This is a genomic window from Cylindrospermum sp. FACHB-282 (assembly GCF_014697195.1).
Taxonomy (GTDB): Bacteria; Cyanobacteriota; Cyanobacteriia; order Cyanobacteriales; family Nostocaceae; genus Cylindrospermum.
The window spans coordinates 110,829-129,161 of record NZ_JACJRJ010000012.1; the positions used below are offsets into that span (position 1 = coordinate 110,829).

The 18,333-nt window shown below is 45.0% G+C and carries 13 protein-coding genes and 1 pseudogene; 10 read left to right on the forward strand and 4 right to left on the reverse strand.

Annotation, left to right across the window (positions count from 1 at the left end; all coding sequences use genetic code 11):
* Positions 1 to 232: 232 nt before the first annotated feature.
* Together H6G32_RS27365 and H6G32_RS27370 are read right to left on the reverse strand one after the other, a co-directional pair.
* A pseudogene (locus H6G32_RS27365) lies at positions 233 to 784 on the reverse strand (RNA polymerase sigma factor); the annotation flags it as partial.
* A 184-nt stretch (positions 785 to 968) separates the two neighbouring features.
* A complete protein-coding gene (locus tag H6G32_RS27370; protein WP_375539792.1) occupies positions 969 to 1,244 on the reverse strand; it encodes a helix-turn-helix domain-containing protein in 276 nt (91 codons plus the stop codon).
* Between the two features lie 772 nt (positions 1,245 to 2,016).
* Here H6G32_RS27370 and H6G32_RS08900 point away from each other — a divergent pair.
* The 4 genes from H6G32_RS08900 (at position 2,017) to H6G32_RS08915 (ending at position 5,994) form a co-directional block, all read left to right on the forward strand.
* Positions 2,017 to 2,259, forward strand: a complete 243-nt coding sequence (locus H6G32_RS08900; RefSeq protein ID WP_190457260.1) for a hypothetical protein — start codon at positions 2,017 to 2,019, stop codon at positions 2,257 to 2,259.
* 281 nt (positions 2,260 to 2,540) lie between these two features.
* Positions 2,541 to 3,533 carry a 1-acyl-sn-glycerol-3-phosphate acyltransferase gene (locus tag H6G32_RS08905; RefSeq protein WP_199328044.1) on the forward strand — a complete coding sequence of 331 codons (993 nt, stop codon included), beginning with the start codon at positions 2,541 to 2,543 and terminating at the stop codon, positions 3,531 to 3,533.
* A 147-nt stretch (positions 3,534 to 3,680) separates the two neighbouring features.
* The gene (locus H6G32_RS08910) at positions 3,681 to 5,216 is read left to right on the forward strand and encodes a flavin-containing monooxygenase (RefSeq protein ID WP_190457219.1); all 1,536 of its coding nucleotides are present in this window, start codon (positions 3,681 to 3,683) and stop codon (positions 5,214 to 5,216) included.
* 13 nt (positions 5,217 to 5,229) lie between these two features.
* Positions 5,230 to 5,994, forward strand: coding sequence for an SDR family NAD(P)-dependent oxidoreductase (locus H6G32_RS08915; protein WP_190457222.1), 765 nt, complete (start codon positions 5,230 to 5,232; stop codon positions 5,992 to 5,994).
* On the opposite strand, the gene rppA is transcribed toward H6G32_RS08915, so the two are convergent.
* Positions 5,991 to 6,689, reverse strand: coding sequence for a two-component system response regulator RppA (rppA, locus tag H6G32_RS08920; RefSeq protein WP_190457256.1), 699 nt, complete (start codon positions 6,687 to 6,689; stop codon positions 5,991 to 5,993). The genes H6G32_RS08915 and rppA overlap by 4 nt on opposite strands.
* Before the next feature lie 74 nt (positions 6,690 to 6,763).
* Here rppA and hisG point away from each other — a divergent pair, with 74 nt between their 5' ends.
* Complete coding sequence (gene hisG / locus H6G32_RS08925) at positions 6,764 to 7,408, forward strand: ATP phosphoribosyltransferase (RefSeq protein ID WP_190457225.1); 645 nt, start codon at positions 6,764 to 6,766, stop codon at positions 7,406 to 7,408.
* 1,017 nt (positions 7,409 to 8,425) lie between these two features.
* Here hisG and H6G32_RS08930 read toward each other — a convergent pair.
* A complete protein-coding gene (locus tag H6G32_RS08930; protein WP_190457227.1) occupies positions 8,426 to 8,665 on the reverse strand; it encodes a hypothetical protein in 240 nt (79 codons plus the stop codon).
* Between H6G32_RS08930 and H6G32_RS08935 the strand changes: the two genes are divergently transcribed.
* The 5 genes from H6G32_RS08935 (at position 8,652) to H6G32_RS08955 (ending at position 18,118) form a co-directional block, all read left to right on the forward strand.
* The gene (locus tag H6G32_RS08935) at positions 8,652 to 10,049 is read left to right on the forward strand and encodes a hypothetical protein (RefSeq protein WP_190457229.1); all 1,398 of its coding nucleotides are present in this window, start codon (positions 8,652 to 8,654) and stop codon (positions 10,047 to 10,049) included. The genes H6G32_RS08930 and H6G32_RS08935 overlap by 14 nt on opposite strands.
* 518 nt (positions 10,050 to 10,567) lie before the next feature.
* Complete coding sequence (locus tag H6G32_RS08940) at positions 10,568 to 13,162, forward strand: GAF domain-containing protein (RefSeq protein WP_190457231.1); 2,595 nt, start codon at positions 10,568 to 10,570, stop codon at positions 13,160 to 13,162.
* On the forward strand, positions 13,159 to 13,605 hold the full coding sequence (locus H6G32_RS08945; protein WP_190457233.1) for a response regulator: 447 nt from the start codon (positions 13,159 to 13,161) through the stop codon (positions 13,603 to 13,605). The genes H6G32_RS08940 and H6G32_RS08945 overlap by 4 nt, the downstream gene beginning before the upstream one ends.
* Before the next feature lie 5 nt (positions 13,606 to 13,610).
* Positions 13,611 to 15,905, forward strand: a complete 2,295-nt coding sequence (locus H6G32_RS08950; RefSeq protein WP_190457235.1) for a hybrid sensor histidine kinase/response regulator — start codon at positions 13,611 to 13,613, stop codon at positions 15,903 to 15,905.
* Between the two features lie 332 nt (positions 15,906 to 16,237).
* Complete coding sequence (locus H6G32_RS08955; protein ID WP_190457237.1) at positions 16,238 to 18,118, forward strand: ABC transporter ATP-binding protein; 1,881 nt, start codon at positions 16,238 to 16,240, stop codon at positions 18,116 to 18,118.
* The last annotated feature ends 215 nt before the right edge of the window (positions 18,119 to 18,333 follow it).

Here is an 18,333-nt window from a genome sequence, read left to right on the forward strand (position 1 = left end):
TAGCTGGGTGCTGTGCGATCGCTGTCTCAACCTCGCCCAGTTCGGTGCGGAACCCGCAAATTTTCACCTGATTATCGATACGACCGAGAAATTCAATGTTGCCTTCAACTCCCACATTCCCCTTGGACTTGTCTACAATTGCAGACTCCGTTGCCGCCGAGGTTGGCGTAGCCGATAATTCCCTATCAGAAGCATCCTCCCCGATAAAATATCTCCTCAAACCTTCTTGCAGAATTGCCCTCGCCTGCGAAATGCGCTTGCGGACATTTTGATAGGATATATCTTGCAGTTGGGCAATCTCTGCATAAAACAGTTCCTCATAAAAATGCAAGATAAACGTTTCGCGTAGCTTAGTCGGTAAGTTAGCGATCGCACGGTGAATTACAATCTTTTCCTCGTCTATCTCCACAGCACTTAGGGGCATATAGGACTGAAAATCCTGTTGCTGTTCCTCTTGTGCGGAGTAAACTTCTATATTCTCTACTCTATTCGCGCCGCGATTTCGCTCTTTATGAATATCTACACATAGATTATGAGTTAGTCGTGTCAGCCAAGCCTTAAAGTTGGTAATTTCCCCTGAGTACTTTTGAAACTTTTCCCAAGCTTTGAGCATTACCCGCGAGAGCGCATCTTCAGCATCGACCAGGATAGAGTTCATCCACTTGAGACAGCAACGGAAAAGATAGTCTTTATTCTTCTCCCATAGTTGCCAAAAAGCTGGATTTATATCTTCAGTACAACTACGTAGTTCAGAAATTGTAACTACTTGAGTACCCACGGTCACTCCTTTGGTTGATGAATTATGTATCAAATTTTTCAATACACAAGCGAGTGCAATAATTTGTTAACCAAGATGCACTCTGTTTGTAGCTTATTCCAGACATAAAAAGCTTTCGTCAAATTCGGATGTCTGATGACTTAGATAGATATCTTTTGTTGCCACTTAGTTACTCCACTTTTCCCAATGGTTAGCAGTTTGCAAACATACCTCTGGCAGAAATACCCCTGCTAATCGGGGTATTTCTGCTGTAAATTTTGTCCCTGTGTACCCAAGTCCCGCAGCTTTTTTTCTCCATAGCCAGGGGTGACGGCTGAAAATGGCTATTTTCCCAATGGTTAATTGTGGGATAAGTGATACCTATATGTGCTGCAAACCGCTCTTGTGTTAGAACAGTCAAGGTGTGAAGCTCACGTATCAGTCGCCCAATTTCCGGCTGTCTGACTACCAACAGTCTGATTGTCATCTACCTAAAGGCTTAATTTAACAAGTGATAATCACACTAAACAATAGTTGTAATTATGACCAATTGCGACAAATAATTTATAAAAGTTTATGCAGATATTTCATTATTGCTCAGTAAATACCTCATAGTAAATACCGCAAAATTATAAATTTTAGATAAATAAATAACTGCTTTTCAATAATAAAAATCACCCACAGATAGCACAAATTTGACCGTCACCTATTAAGCTGTTTAATTTCTTTCCAGAGAAAAATATTTAACCGCCGAAAGAGAGGTCACAACTTGCTATTGCTAGAGTTGTCTGTATATTTATCAGAGTTAAATCAACTCTTTATGCAAATTCCTGAAAAAAGATTGTAATAGTTATTTTGTACTACTAAATTAGCCCACAATTAAGAGAGCCAAATTCAAGGAACTTCCAAAAAATAAAACATCCGTATAAGATAATGATAATTATTGTAAAGGATTATCAGTGACAATATCACGAGCTAACCACAACTCCCAAGTCATGAACGGCATGTTTGTCACTCCATCGCTCACATAGTTTGCAGACCAAGCAAAACTGGACTTATTAGCCCTCTTCTGTCACTTTCCGGGTTTTCTAAATAAAAGAATGAACAGAAAAAACCCTGAAAGGTAAGTAGGGCAATGGCAGTAAACCCCAGCCCAATCGCGATATCAGCTACATTTATAGCGCTTAATTGCGCTTTGACCTTCCGGCTTGTAATCGGATGCACTGAGGGAGGCGATCGCTTATATTCTGGGAACTGCCTTGAAAATCGCCACCGCTGGAAATAACCCACAATCCCACAAGGCTATGAGATGCTATGGCGTGGCGGTCATCCTGGAAGCAGTGGCGATGCTTGGGGCGATTGGTACTCCAGCCCTTCCACCCAAACCTCGCGGAAAGTCTCCAGGCTGGACACCAGGAAAACTCCGTCTACGTAAAACCCGCTTTTCAATAGTTAAAAAGACAGCAACACCACCCCGGCAAAAACCATCTGTAGCTGTTTAATATCAAAGATTGTTCATACTTTCGGTAAGTCTCTGATTAACTCAGAGAAAGCTGGGTAGTTTTGCATTGCTTAGTCTAAACTCCAGGCAATAGAGAGAATATTTATATCTCAGGAAAGTTGAGATTAATGCTTGATTTAGCAAATACTCCAGAAACACAATAAATATATCGTAGGGATCACAAATCTTACTTCTATAGAAGGATAACTGTAGCAGAGCTATAGAGATACCATACCTCTTGCTTAACACAAGTGTTGGTTAATCTACATTCTCAAACCACAATTGAAAAAATCTTCAGGTCAAGGCTATAAATTTAGCAGATTCGATTGGTTTTGCCTATGGTATCCCCCAGGCTGGCTGATTTTATTTAATCGACACTGGCAGCACTATCACAGCGATCCAGATGGTTGGAATTGGCTAGAATATGGATTATTTTTACTTCCTGGCGGTTTTTATTTGGCGCTGTTGATTCGCTGGTTACGTCTTGGTTGTCGTTCACCACGAAAAGAAGTAGGGGAATTTGATCCCAGGTATCAACAAGCTTTTAGGGAGGAAGTTCTTGCTCCCATAGTTAAATATTATTTTCGTGGGGAATTGCAACAAATTGATAATTTGCCCCCAACAGGCCCAATAATTGTGGCCATGAATCACGCAGGGATGTGTTTTCCTTGGGACTTTATCACCTTGGGTTATTTATTAAGTCAAGCAAGAGGATGGGTGGTGCAACCCCTAGCAGGAGTATCATTGTTTGAGCATCCTTGGGTGGTTTGGTGGTTACCACCTAGATGGTCACAGGTATTAGGTGCTGTCAGAGCAGAGTTAAATGATTTTGAAGAGGCGATCCAAGGGGGTAAAACTGTCCTCTATGCACCCGAAGGTTTACGTGGGCCCCTTAAAGGTTGGGGAAGACGCTATCAACTGCAAAAGTTTGATGTGAGTTTTATTCAGTTAAGCGATCGCTATCAGATTCCCATTCTCCCAGTTATTTGCATTGGTAATGAATCTCTGCATCCTTGGACTGTAAATCTCAAAAAATTGCAACGACTAACTAAATTACCCTTCTTACCTATCTCACCTTTGATGCTGGTCTTGATTTTGTTTCCCTCGATGGGGGTTTGGGCAATCAGAACTCGCCTACAATATTTTATTCAGCCTTTGGAACCAGCAGGATTAGATACTCACCCCGGCAAAACCCGTGTAGCAGTTTATCAACAGGCTCAAAAATTCCGAGAAAAACTGCAACTTCAGATTTATGAATCGTTCTATACTAATTAATAGATTTTAGTCAACTCCATAAGGTATGGTTTACCGAATTTTGACGCTCCCCGCCCTATAGAAGAACGGGGGTTCTTGTCTCAATGAGCAACCTTGGACAAACTTGTCACCAAAATAGAAATTAGTTCAGTATTTACGCTGATAAAAATGGAAATCAAACAAATTTGCGTGATTGGGGCTGGAATTAGCGGTCTAGTAACAGCAAAAACTTTTTTGGAAGAGGGCTACAACGTTACTGTATTTGAGAAGCAGCAAGGACTCGGCGGCGTCTGGGAAAAATCTCGGACTTACCCAGAACTAACTAGCCAGAATACCTCTGACACATACTGTTTCTCAGATTATCCCATGCCTGCATCCTACCCAGAGTGGCCCAGAGCAGAGCAGATACGGAATTACTTAGAGTCTTATGCCCAACATTTTGGGGTGATTCAGAGGATTCGCTTCCGAACAGAAGTGACCGATGTTTCTAAAAAACCGGGAGAAAACCCAGGATGGGTAGTTACCATCAGGGGAAAGGATGCTGATGGCGATGAAATAAAGGCAGAAAGTCACGAATTTGACTTTGTTGTGGTTTGCAATGGTGCATATAACCAACCAAAAATTCCTTCCTTACCTGGTCTAGAGGAATTCACAGCATCTGGAGGTCGGGTACTCCATTCTACTGAGCTTAACGAAACCGCAATTATTGAAGGTAAGCGGGTAGTAGTAGTTGGTTTTGGCAAGTCTGCCTGTGACGTTGCAACTGTGGCAGCGGAAACAGCTCAAGAATGTACCCTGATTTTCCGCCGGTCTCTGTGGAAGGTTCCTCGGTTTTTTCTGGGTTTAGTTAATCTTAAGTACATTTTGTTAACCCGCTTTTCAGAAGCTTGGTATCCCTATCATCAGATGGGACGGATTGAAAAAATGCTGCACAGTCTTGGTAAGCCATTAGTGTGGGCTTTCTGGCGTAATGTCGAGACCCTGCTACGCCTACAATTCCGTCTTGATAGATGTGGGATGGTGCCCGAACACCAGATAGATAAACTGGAATGTAGCCTTAGTGTAGCTCCCCCCGGTTTCTTTGAGTACGTACGCTCTGGCAAAATCCGGGGAATTAAAGCGAGCGTTGCCAAGTTGATTGCTGGTGGCGTAGAATTAGCCAATGGTCAGCAGGTGCCAGCAGATATAGTAGTTTTTGGCACTGGGTTTCGCCAAGAAGTTCCCTTTCTGGAAGCAGAATACCGTCAGCAAACGGTGGATGAGGAGGGTAATTTGAACTTTTACCGTTATCTGATTCACCCTAATATTCCACAAATGGGTTTTGTTGGCTATAACAACAGCTTCTTTAGTCAGTTAACATCCGAAATTGGCGCTTGGTGGCTGGTAGAGCATGTTAAAGGTACTTTTTCGTTGCCCTCAACATCGGTAATGTACCAGGACATGGCAGCAGATATGAATTGGATGACAACGCAATTTCAGAGTTTTGGCGGTGGTGGAACATGCATCGCCTCATTTTCATTCCGACACATTGAGCAACTGATAGCAGATATCGACGTAAATAAGCAGCTGACCATCTGGAAAGGAGTTTCTCAGATCATGATGCCCATTGATATATCCCTTTACAGCAAACTCCGACAGGAATTAAAGTTGCAAAGCCTAAAAAATGTCAATGATTCTCAAGGTAGTGAAAAACTAGGGGTGTGAGAGAAGGTAAATTATGAGTTTAACCAACAAAATAATTCTGATTACAGGAGCTGGTTCGGGTATAGGTCGTGAGACGGCTAAACTGTTTGCTGAAGAAGGAGCAAAAGTAGCGATCGCCGATCTAGATCCTGTAGGGGGAAAAGCAGTCGTTGAAGAAATTCAAAGCAGCGGTGGTACAGCTATTTTCCACCAGGTAAATGTGGCAGCAGAAAGTGAAGTAAAAGCTTGGATGGCTCAAATAGTTGAGCAATGGGGCGGTATAGATATACTAGTCGCCAATGCTGGCGTGTTAGTCAACGGCACCGTAGAACAGGCCACAAACGAAGATTGGGATAAAGTGCTGGGGGTGAATGTCAAAGGATATGCTTTCTGCGCCAAATATGCAGCCCCCGAAATGCGGAAGCGCGGCGGTGGAGCGATCGTTAATGTAGCTTCCATCAGTTCTTTTGTTGCTCAAGCCGCATTTGTACCATACAACGCCAGTAAAGGAGCAGTTCTGCAATTAACTAGATGTCTAGCCTACGATTTAGCTCCTGACAATATTAGAGTCAACTGTGTTTGTCCCGGCGGCATTGATACTCCGATGATGGATTACTTTGCCCAGTCTCAAGGCATAACTAAGAAAGATGTAGTGGACGAATTAGCACCATTACACCTATTGAAGCGCCTAGGACAACCACGAGAAGTAGCTGAAGCAATTCTCTTCTTAGCTTCTGATAAAGCTTCTTTTATCACAGGGACACCACTGATGGTCGATGGGGGCTATACAGCCCACTAAACTAACTCCACTGAAGCAGCGCCAAAGCGATAGCCTTTGCCATAGCAGGTGTGAATCAGTGGAGCTTCACTACCTACTTCAATTTTGCGGCGCAGCAGGCGAATTAAGGCCGCGATGACATTGCTACTGGGTTGTTCGTCATTTTGCCACAGATGTTGCAGAATCTGGGCGTGAGTCAACAGTTGTCCGCTGTGTTCCATAAAGTATTGCAACAGCTGGCTTTCTTTTTGAGATAGCTCAATAATTCGTCCTTGACGATAGGCTATTTGGTTTTCGCCATCGAGTTCTAAATCAGCTACTATCAGCCGTCCTGTGGTGGTGTATGAAGACTCCACACCAGAACGACGCAACAAAGCGCGGACTCGTGCTAGTAACTCCCGCAGTTCAAAGGGTTTGACTAAATAGTCGTCTGCACCAGCATCTAAACCTTCTACCCGGTCATCTAGAGTATCTTTGGCTGTGAGAAACAACACCGGAGTGGTTTTACCTTGGCGTCGCAATTCCTGGCAAATCTCCAACCCCGTTTTTCCTGGTAGCATCCAATCTAAAATCAGTAGATCATAACTGCCTGCTTGTGCCTGGTTGCTGCCAGATGTGCCATCATAAGCCGCATCCACGCTGTAACCTTCACGAGTTAACACACGGCTCAAGGGGTCAGTTAGTTCTATTTCATCATCAACTAATAAAATTCTCATGCTGCTTGTTGTGAGCATATCGAGATATTCTCAAATAATGAACTGCAAAGACGCCAAGGACAAAGAGAAAAAGAATGCTGACTGTTGCACTACCGAAAGGGGAACTACTTAAAAATAGCATCCGCCTACTGCAAGCTGTAGGATTGGATTTTAGTGCTTTTTTAGATTCAGGAACCCGCCAACTCCAGATTCCTGACGCTAGTGGACGAGCAAAAGCGTTGCTAGTGCGGGGGCAGGATGTGCCGGTTTATGTAGAATATGGTCAAGCGCAGCTAGGTATCATCGGTTATGATCTGCTGCGGGAAAAAAAGCCGCAAGTTGCACAATTAGTGGATTTGCCCTTTGGGCATTGTCGGATGTCTGTGGCGGTAAAAGCATCTAGTCCTTACCAATCGCCTTTAGATTTACCTGCTCATGGTCGGGTTGCGTCTAAGTATGTGAATTGTGCGCGGGAATATTTTGAAAGCCTGGATCTACCTGTGGAAATTGTGCCGCTGTATGGTTCGGTGGAACTAGGCCCAATTACGGGGATGTCTGAGGCGATCGTCGATTTAGTCTCCACAGGGCGGACTTTGAAGGAAAATGGTTTGATTGAGATTGCTACTTTATATCAAAGCACGGCTCGGTTGATTGCCCATCCGCTGAGTTATCGTTTGAATACGGGTAATTTGCACCAATTGGTTGAACAACTGCGAGCAGCGAGTTTGGCTGCTGTTTAACAACACGCGGAAGTCCCCACCTTCAATGTACTCATAAGGTGGGGATTGTGAGCTCTTGATGAGGATTGCATCTGGAATTGATTTTTTACTTGGTAAAAACAAATTCTGGATGTATGACGAATCCCCAGGTTTTCTGGTAAGATATTCATCTCTTGACTACCAATGCCGTAAGCGAAAACCAAGCTGATAAGTAAGTGTTGCAAGCAAAAGATTTGGGTCTTGGGAACCAGGACTCCTGCCCTTGGAGGGAATGTCAGACCAATAGAACTACGGAGTCCTTGAGGCTATTCCCGATGAATTGGGAAGCTCTGTCCGTCTTACGGCAGAGTAGATCACACTACCCACCCTCTCGACACTTCTGAGAGGGATAAAAAAATAAAGCAAATAACACTGTAAGTTAATGCCAGAAAAAACGATAAATTTTGATGCTAACCCACCAGTTGCCATCGGTGAATAGGACAAAATGGTAAAAGATGTTACCAGCATCCCATTAATTCCTTAGCGTAACTTTCGGAATCACTGCTCATTTCACCCCGCCTAGTAAGGGCGAAGTTGTGCATAGGAGAAAGGCGATCGCTAACTAAGAGTCAAAAAGTTCCGAATTAGAATGGAGTCGGAACTTTGGGGCGAAAATTCCGCATTGTTCAACCCTTTAAACTGGCTAAATTGAACTCAGAACACATAAAGTCCCGACTCCTGAATAAAATTCGGTACTTATCTTGTTACGCAAGCACTTGGTGACAGCTTCCGTAACACTACCCCAACCAGCAGTTGTTTTCAAAGGTCATGGCTGCACTGAAATCAGATATAAAGACCCTGTCCTAAATTCGTGGAATGCTGACTATCAATAGATAAAATGACAGGAATTCAAAAACAAGCTGCGTTCTAATAGTAATGTCCACAGCTACACCATAAAAGTTTCGCCAATAACACTAGAGAAACTAAAAGCGGCAGCAGGATCACTGGCACTACCAATAAGCTCGAAGTTCTTGACGAACATATCTGTCGTTCCATTGTTTACTGTATAGAAGCCCTCGATATTTGCGGTATCTGAGACTGTATAGCTTCCAATGCCAAAGAGCAGCTGATCTTCTTTGCCATTGCCGCCATCAAAAAACCCGCTCCCAAATCCTGTGAGGATGTCGTTACCATTTCCAAGCAGGGTAGTGCCAGTACCACCAAAGCCGCCAGTGAGAGCATATACAATATCATTGCCATCACCAGTATCGATGATGCCGTTGTTTTGGATATCGGCACCAGTGCTGAAGCTACTGCCAGTGATGGTGTCGTTACCATCGCCAGTATTGATAATGGAGGTGATGGCGTTTATGATGCCAGTGTAGGCAGTGCCAGTGATAATGTCGTTACCAGCGCCAGTATCGATGGTGCCGGAGTTGTAGATGCCGTAGGCGTAGGTGCGGTTAAAGGTGCTAGTGCCAGTGATGGTGTCATTACCATCGCCAGTATTAATGGTGCCGGAGTTGAAGATGCCGCCGCTACTGTCAGAGATGCTACTAGTGCCAGTGATGGTGTCATTACCATCGCCAGTATTGATGGTGCCGCGGTCGTTGTAGATGCCGTAGGCGAAGCCAGTGCCAGTGCCAGTGATGGTGTCGTTACCATCGCCAGTATCGATGGTGCCGCGGTCGTTGTGGATGCCGAGGCCGCCAAAACTGCCAGTGCCAGTGATGGTGTCGTTACCATCGCCGGTATCGATGGTGCCGGAGTTGCCTATGCCGTTGTTGCTAGTAAAGTTAGTAGCAGTGATGGTGTCGTTACCATCGCCAGTATCGATGGTGCCGGAGTTGCCTATGCCGACGACCCCGCCTTTGCCAGTAATAGTGATGATGTCGTTACCATCGCCAGTATCGATGGTGCCGTAGTTGTAGATGCCGAAGGAGCCAGTGAGAGTGATGGTGTCGTTACCATCGCCAGTATCGATGGTGCCGTAGTTGTAGATGCCGCGGCCGCCAACACTGCCAGTAGCAGTGATGGTGTCGTTACCATCGCCAGTATCGATGGTGCCGGAGTTGTAGATGCCAAAACCGGCAGCAGCAGTGCCAGTGATGGTGTCGTTACCATCGCCAGTATCGATGGTGCCGTAGTTGTAGATGCCGTAGCTGTAGCCACTGCCAGTGATGGTGTCATTACCATCGCCAGTATCGATGGTGCCGTAGTTGTAGATGCCCAAGGGGCCAGCAGCAGTGATGGTGTCGTTACCATCGCCAGTATCGATGGTGCCGTAATTGTAGATGCCGTACCTGTAGCCAGTGCCAGTGATGGTGTCGTCACCATCGCCAGTATCGATGGTGCCGTAGTTGTAGATGCTGTAGGAGCCAGTGCCAGTGATGGTGTCGTCACCATCGCCAGTATCGATGGTGCCGTAGTTGTAGATGCCGTAGCTGTAGCTAGTGTCAGCGCTGTAGCCATTGCCAGTGATGGTGTCGTTACCATCGCCAGTATCGATGGTGCCGGAGTTGTAGATGCTGTAGAAGCCAGTAGCAGTGATGGTGTCGTCACCATCGCCAGTATCGATGGTGCCGGAGTTGTAGATGCCGTAGCTGTAGCTAGTGCCAGTGATTGTGTCGTTACCAGCAAGGGTATTGGCGATGCCAGAATTGACTATTTGATCAGTCTCTGACGTAGGAACAATATCAGCCCAGTTGGTAAAGGTTTGGTCGGAAAGGACTATGGACATGGGGCAAGACCTCGATTGTATACAGAAATTTTCTTGATAACAACCCTACTCGGATATTATACAAAGTTTTTACGTATAATTACCTTTGACGGGAGGATTAGAGAACTTTTAACGGGGTGCAATGGGCACTCGGCCCGCTTTCTTGCGATCGCGTATCCACGATAGTCTTGTAAATGGTTGGAAGTGAAGGGTTGGAGTTGCAGTCGGGCGGTTTCAATTGCTGGCATCGTAACTGGGCGATTAGACTAGCTAGACTAGAATTATTCGACTTTTCAAACTTGAGGGTGGCGCTTCCTTGATTGCAGATGTAGGTGTAAAACAAAAATCTCAAAAAAACTCACTCTAAACGCGAGATGTAAGAGGATATTTGGGTAATTTTAATAATGTAGATACATATAGCAGATGGACGCCTACTTAAAACCAATTTTTGGTTGATAATTGCACTTTTTTAAGAAAGATTTATGAAATCTATCTCAACTCATAGCGAAGCGGCGAGACTCGAAGCTCTTCGCCAATATCAGATTCTCGACACGGAACCGGAAGCAGCCTATGATAATCTAGCTCAATTAGCGGCTGTTATTTGTGGCGTCCCCATAGTGTTGGTCAATTTCATTGATGAAAACCGTCAATGGTTTAAGGCTAAACTAGGTTTAGAATTAACAGAAATGCCCCGGAATGTAGGGTTATCTTATCTTTGCTGCGAACGACGCGACGTTGTGGTAGTTACAGATACCTGGGCTGATGAACAGTTGGCAAACAATGCGGTAGTAAAGGGCTATCCTTATATCCGGTTTTATGTAGGCATACCCCTAATTACTCCCAAGGGAGATATGCTAGGAACCCTCTGCATTATCGACAAAGTTCCACGGGAATTGAGTCCGCAACAAGTGGAGGCAATAGTAGCTCTAAGTCGCTTGGTGATAGACCAACTGGAACTCAGACGGAGTGTAGCTGAGGTATCCCGGATTAGCCGCGAACTCATGGCCCAAGAGCAAGCAGCACACGCCGCGTCGGAAGCTGCGAGAAACCGGATTGCCAATATTCTCGAAAGTATTACTGATGCCTTTTTTGCTCTTGATCAACAGTGGCGATTTACTTACGTCAATCGTCAAGCAGGGCGAATTTGGCAGAAAACCCAAGATGAGCTAATTGGGAAAAATATTTGGGAAGTGTTTCCTACTGAGATCGGCTCAATCTCCTATCATCATTATCATCGGGCAATTGCCCAACAGGTGAGTGTGGAATTTGAGAATTTTTATCCACCGCTTAACAGCTACTTTCAAGTTCACGCCTATCCGGCACAAGATGGCTTGTCTGTTTATTTCCAGGACATTACTGAACGCAGGCAAACAGCAGTAGCCTTGCGGGAGAGTGAAGAACGTTGGCAGTTAGCTTTACAGGGTAACAATGATGGTATTTGGGACTGGAACCTGAAGACGAATGAAGTGTTTTTTTCCACTCGCTGGAAAGAAATGCTGGGCTATAAAGACCAGGAGATTGCTAACAATATGGATGAATGGCAAAAACGAGTCCATCCTGAAGATGTGACTTGGGTGCTGGAAGCTTTCCAGAATCACTTTGCCAAAAAAACACCGTTTTACGTGACCGAGCATCGCTTGCAGTGCAAAGACGGCAGCTATAAATGGATTTTGGATCGCGGGCAGGCGCTGTGGGATGACGCAGGCAATGTGGTGCGAATGGTAGGTTCCCATACAGATATTACCGAGCAGCGAGCTGCGCTGCGCGATCGCGAACGGGCAGAAGAGGAATTAAAGCGACAGAACCGGCGATCGCAACTATTCGCCCAAATCACCCTGAAAATTCGGGAAACTTTAGATTTAGAGGAAATTCTCCAAACCACGGTGACAGAGGTACAAAACTTACTGCAAGCTGACCGAGTTTTGACTTTTCGTGTCTGGGCTGATGGTTCGGGCACAGTGGTGCAAGAGGCGGTACTGCCTGGTTGGCCCGTGGTTCTAGGACAAAACCTCTTCGACCCATGCTTTCAGCAAGATTACGTAGATCAATATCGCCAAGGCAGAGTGAGTGCAATTGCCGACCTGGAAAAGGCTGATATCCAACCCTGCCATCGGGAATTTCTCCAGCAGTTTGGCGTCAAGGCTAACCTTGTAGTGCCGATTCTTGTCAGAGAGAGCCTTTGGGGTTTACTAATTGCTCAACAGTGTGCCACTCCCCGCGAATGGAACAGCTTTGAGTTAGAGTTATTGCAACAGTTGGCAAACCAAATTGGCATAGCCCTATCTCAAGCGCAACTGTTGGAACAAGAAACCCGCCAACATCAGGAACTGGCTCGATCAAATGCCGAATTAGAACAGTTTGCTTATATAGCTTCTCATGACTTGCAAGAGCCGTTGCGAATGGTAACGAGTTATTTACAACTACTAGAGCGAAGATATAAGCATCAACTAGATGCCAATGCAGATAACTTTATCGCTTATGCTGTAGATGGGGCCCACCGGATGCAGACCCTGATCCAAGACTTGCTGAACTATTCTCGCGTCGGTACTCGTGGACAATCCTTTGCCATGGTTGATTGTGCTGCTGTGTTAAAGCGGGCGATCGCCAATTTGCAAGTAACGATAGAAGAGAGTGGTGCTGTGATCACCCACGATCCTCTACCGTCTGTATTGGCTGATGCCACACAACTCACCCAAGTTTTCCAAAACCTGATCGCCAATGCCATCAAATTTCACCAGCAACTACCCCCGCAAATTCACATCGGGGTAGTCAAGGGATATGGGGAAGATGGAGGCAGGGGGCCGGAGGAAAACTCAGCACTCAGCCCTCAACAAAACGAATGGCTGTTCTGGGTGCGCGATAATGGAATTGGGATAGAACCACAATATGTGGAACGGATTTTTGTAATTTTTCAGCGATTGCACAGTAGAGGCAAATATCCAGGGACTGGCATTGGTCTGGCAATTTGTAAGAAAATTATAGAACGCCACGGTGGCAACATTTGGGTTGAGTCGAAATCTGGTCAAGGCTCGATTTTTTACTTCACAATTCCAGATAGATCAGGTCAGAACTCGTGAACACCATAACAGCAATTATGCCTATTGAGGTTTTGTTAGTAGAAGACAATCCTGGGGATGCCGAACTCATCCGCATTGCCTTGGAAGAGAGCAAAACCTCAATTCACTTAAACGTAGTCGAAGATGGCGTCGAGGCCATGGCATTTTTGCGAAAGCAGGAAAAATATGCTAAAGTAGTCCATCCTGATATAGTACTGCTAGATTTAAACCTCCCCAAAAAAGACGGGCGGGAAGTATTGGCAGAGATGAAAGTAGATGCCAAACTCAGGCGGATTCCTGTAGTTGTGCTGACGACATCCCAAGCTGAAGAAGACATACTTAAAGCTTATAATCTAGCTGCCAATTGCTATATAACTAAACCAGTTGACTTCGATCAATTTGTTAAAATTGTACAATCCATAGAAAATTTTTGGTTTGCGATCGTCAAACTGCCACCGGAGTAATGGCAATGGCAGGTGAAATTATCAAAGTCTTGTTAGTAGAAGATAACCCTGGTGATGTCTTTTTATTACAGGAGTTCTTAAAAGATGTTACCAGGGTTGTAGTTGAGTTGACGCCAGTTGAGCGGCTTTCTGAGGCCCTCATCTATCTAGGTAAAAAAAGTTTTGATGTAATTTTGTTAGACCTCTCACTGCCAGATAGTCAGGGATGGGAAACTTATGTCAGTACACATCGTCACGCAAAAATAACTCCGATCATCGTGCTAACGGGTATAGATGATGAAACCTTGGCAATTCGGGCAATGCAGGAAGGAGCGCAGGATTATTTAGTCAAAGGGCAAGTGACTGGTGACTTGCTGGTGCGTTCCATGCGTTATGCAATTGAGCGTCAACGAGTAGAGGAGGCCCTGCGACAGAGTGAGGAGCGATTTCGGGTTGCCTTAAAAAACTCCCCGATATTTGTCTACAACCAAGATAGGGAGTTACGTTACACCTGGGTTTATAATCCTTTCTCTGGGTTGACAGTTGAGCAGATGTTGGGCAAAAAAGACCTGGATCTCATCCCATTGGCAAATGCTCTACATCTCAACAGTATCAAACATGATGTCTTGACTACAGGTATCGGCGTCCGTAAGGAAGTAGCAATCACTATCGGCAAAGAAACTCGATATTATGACTTGACGGTTGAGCCATTGCGAAACGAGTCCCAAGAAGTTGTCGGCATAACTTGCGCTAGCATCGACATCAGCGAACGACTTGCAGCACTGTACGAACGCAAGCTAGCTGAAGAGAAAATCCGTGAGCAGGCCGCATTGCTGGATATTACCACTGATGCTATATGCGTGCGGGATCTGGAAAATCGAATCCTTTTCTGGAACAAAGGCGCAGAAAACCTTTATGGCTGGCAGGCTCAAGAGGCTTGGAATCAGGATGCCACTGAGCTTTTGTATGATGAGGAACCGCCGGCAGAAGTGGAAACAGCGCTGTTGAACGTCATTAGCAAAGGGAAGTGGCAGGGAGAGTTGACTATAAGCACCAAACATGGTAAGCAAATTTTGGTTGCTAGCCGCTGGATTTTAGTATGCGATGAACAGGGACATCCCAAATCAATTCTGACTGTTGATACAGACATTACCGAAAAGAAACAGCTAGAAGCGCAATTGTTTCGCACCCAACGCCTAGAAAGTATCGGGACTCTGGCTAGCGGCATCGCTCACGATCTCAACAATATCCTGACACCGATTTTAGCAGGAGCGCAACTATTGCCGCTCAAATTCCCCGATGCAGACGAGCGAACTCGTCATCTGCTGGAGATTCTGGAAGTCAACGCTAGACGCGGATCTGATTTAGTCAAGCAGGTGCTTTCCTTTGCGCGGGGTGTGGAAGGGAAACGCATCACCTTACAACTCAGACACCTGATTGTGGAAGTTTCTAAGATTCTCAAAGAGACGTTCCCTAAATCCATTGATATTAATACTGACGTACCACAAGAACTGTGGACGGTTTCGGCAGATAGTACCCAACTCCATCAAGTGCTGATGAATCTCTGCGTTAATGCCCGTGATGCTATGCCTCATGGCGGCGTTTTAAGCATCACTGGGGAAAATCTGTTAATTGACGAGAATTATGCGCGGATGAACCTAGAAGCCAAAACTGGCCCCTATATAGTAATTACTGTGTCGGATACAGGAGTGGGAATTCCAGGGGAAATCTTAGATAGAATTTTTGAGCCATTCTTCACCACAAAAGAGGTGGGACAAGGTACGGGGCTGGGGCTTTCTACTATCTTAGGTATTATCAAGAGCCACGGTGGTTTTGTGAATGTCTATAGCGAGGTGGGAAAGGGCACCCGCTTTAAGGTGTACTTACCAGCGGAGGGAGGAATGGAAACAGTCAGCCCAGAAGAACTGACACCGATGAGAGGAGATGGAGAATTGATTTTAGTTGTGGATGATGAACCCGCTATTCAGGATGTTACCAAAGCATCTTTGGAAACTTATAATTACAAGACCTTGATTGCCAGTGATGGTATTGAGGCGATCGCATTATATGCTAAACACACAAAAAACATCAGCGTTGTATTAATGGATATGATGCTACCCGCACTGGATGGTTTAACCGCAATCCGGACGTTGCAAAAAATCAACCCAGACGTCAAGATTATTGCCACTAGCGGACTGATGTCAAGTAATAAGCTGGGGGGCATGGCTGACACTGGTGTAAGTACATTTTTGTCTAAGCCCTACACCGTCAACGAATTATTGCTGACTTTACAGAAGATAATTAGGGCAAAGCCGGAGTAATATTATATCTCTGCATTCAGATAATCAGGCAGCATGAGAATGGCCTAGAGCACTGCGGTTTTGAGATGGATAGGGATCTAAATGCAGCAATTAATTTATCACGTTTGGCTACAGCGTGTAAGCTTACTAAGGGATAACCGCTCCCATGCTCCCGTTGAAGTAAGAAGTAAATGTCTAGACTTGTCTAGGATTTATATAGCAGGGAAAATAGATCCTTGAATTCGCGGCAGCCTTGCGGTTTCTACCACAGGCATGGTATCACAGACGCAGCATGAGCGCTACATTTATAAAGCGTGTTATTCCTATTGCAGTAAATTCCTATAAAACTTACTATGGGCATCTCCAAACCCCGAAAAAAATCTCACAAAGAATACCCCCGGCGTGAAAATGACTGGCGGTTATTTTTGCGTTTAGTGCCTTATGCCCGACGCAGTGGCAGGCTGCTAGCCTTGTCAATGTGCCTCCTCGTACCGATCGCCTTAGCTAATGCTATCCAACCACTGTTGATTGGCCAAGCCATATCTTTAATTCGCCAGGAACCAAGCACCTACGAGTTTCTCAGGAATCGTCCTTTAGGGGAAGGGTTAGGCATCCTCCAGGTATTGCTGCTCATGGCGATCGCCATTAGACTAGGATTAACAGGTTTTCAGGGTTATCTAGTACAGAAACTAGGGCAAAAAATCACAGCGGCCATTCGCGAAGATTTATTTAAGCATGTCACTTCCCTAGCCCTGCGCTTTTTTGACCGAACACCCGTAGGTAAACTAATTACTCGCCTCACCAGCGATGTAGAAGTCTTAGGAGATGTTTTTTCCACTGGGGCAATTGGCATTGTCTCCGATTTGTTTTCCATGCTGGTGATTATCGGTTTGATGTTGTCGCTTCAGTGGCAACTTGCTTGCTTGCTGCTGTTGTTGCTGATACCCATCACCTGGGTGATTATTTACTTTCAGCAGCAGTACCGCCAAGCCAATTACAAAGCACGGGAAGAACTTTCTCAACTGAACTCTCAGCTGCAAGAAAACATCATCGGCATGAATGTAGTGCAGTTGTTCCGCCGAGAAAAATTTAACGCTGAATTGTTTCGGGCGACGAACAAACGCTACACCAGGGAAATAGATCAAACCATCGTCTATGATTCCGCTGTTTCCGGAACCTTAGAATGGATTAGTCTAGTGGCGATCGCCAGTGTTCTAGCCTTGGGTAGTTGGTTACTTTTGGGAAACCAACTTACATTTGGGATTTTATCAGCATTTATTTTGTATGCCCAGCAATTATTTGACCCCTTGCGGAACTTTGCCGAAAAATTCACTGTGATTCAATCTGGGTTCACCGCCATTGAAAGAGTCAGCGATATTTTAGATGAACCGATAGAAATAGGCGATAGCGCCAATTCCCAAGCCTCAATCATGGACTTTAAATTTGGCTATATAGACGAGATAATTGCCAATCTAGAAGCCCAAAACTTCAATACCCCCGATGAACTCGGAGAAATCCGCTTTGAACACGTTTGGTTTGCCTACAAAGACGATGATTACGTAATTAAAGACTTAGACTTTACCATTCATCCAGGGGAAAAAATTGCCTTAGTTGGCCCCACAGGTGCGGGTAAAAGTTCCATCATCCGCCTGTTGTGTCGCCTCTACGAACCCACAGAAGGACGCATTCTCATCGATGGCGTAGATATCAAAGAACTACCACAAGCAGAACTACGGCGCTATCTAGCAGTTATTTTGCAAGAAGGTTTTTTATTCGCTGGCGATGTCAAAAGCAATATTAGTTTAGGCGACAGCTACACCTTTGAAGAAATTCAACAAGCAGCAGAGAACACTAATATTGCTGAGTTTATTAACCAACTGCCCCAAGGCTACAATACACAACTGCGAGAACGAGGAACAAATCTTTCTAGTGGACAAAAGCAACTTTTAGCCTTTGCCCGTGCTGCCATACGCAATCCCCAAATTTTAGTACTAGATGAAGCCACAGCGAGTCTAGACGTAGGGACAGAAGCTTTAGTTCAAGAGGCATTAAACCAGCTTTTAACAAAACGTACCGCCATTATTATTGCTCACCGCCTATCAACAATTCGCAATGTAGACCGGATTTTTGTCTTAAAGCGGGGTGAATTAATCGAACAAGGAAGCCATGAACAATTATTAGAACAAAGGGGACTTTACGCCACCCTGCACAACTTACAAATGTTGGGAACTTAGGGGATAGCATTTGTTATTTGTTCTGATTCGACAAATATTTTTCAGTTGCTTAAATCCAATCTCACAAAAGTCTGACTATATTTGACTATGTGATTTGGAACTTTGAACCTCACACGACTCAAAGTCGCGTGATTCCTGCTTCAACGATCTCTGCCTGAAGTAATTCAGGACTTACAAGTTCTCCACAGGCGTTTAGAGCCTCCGGGATACCCACG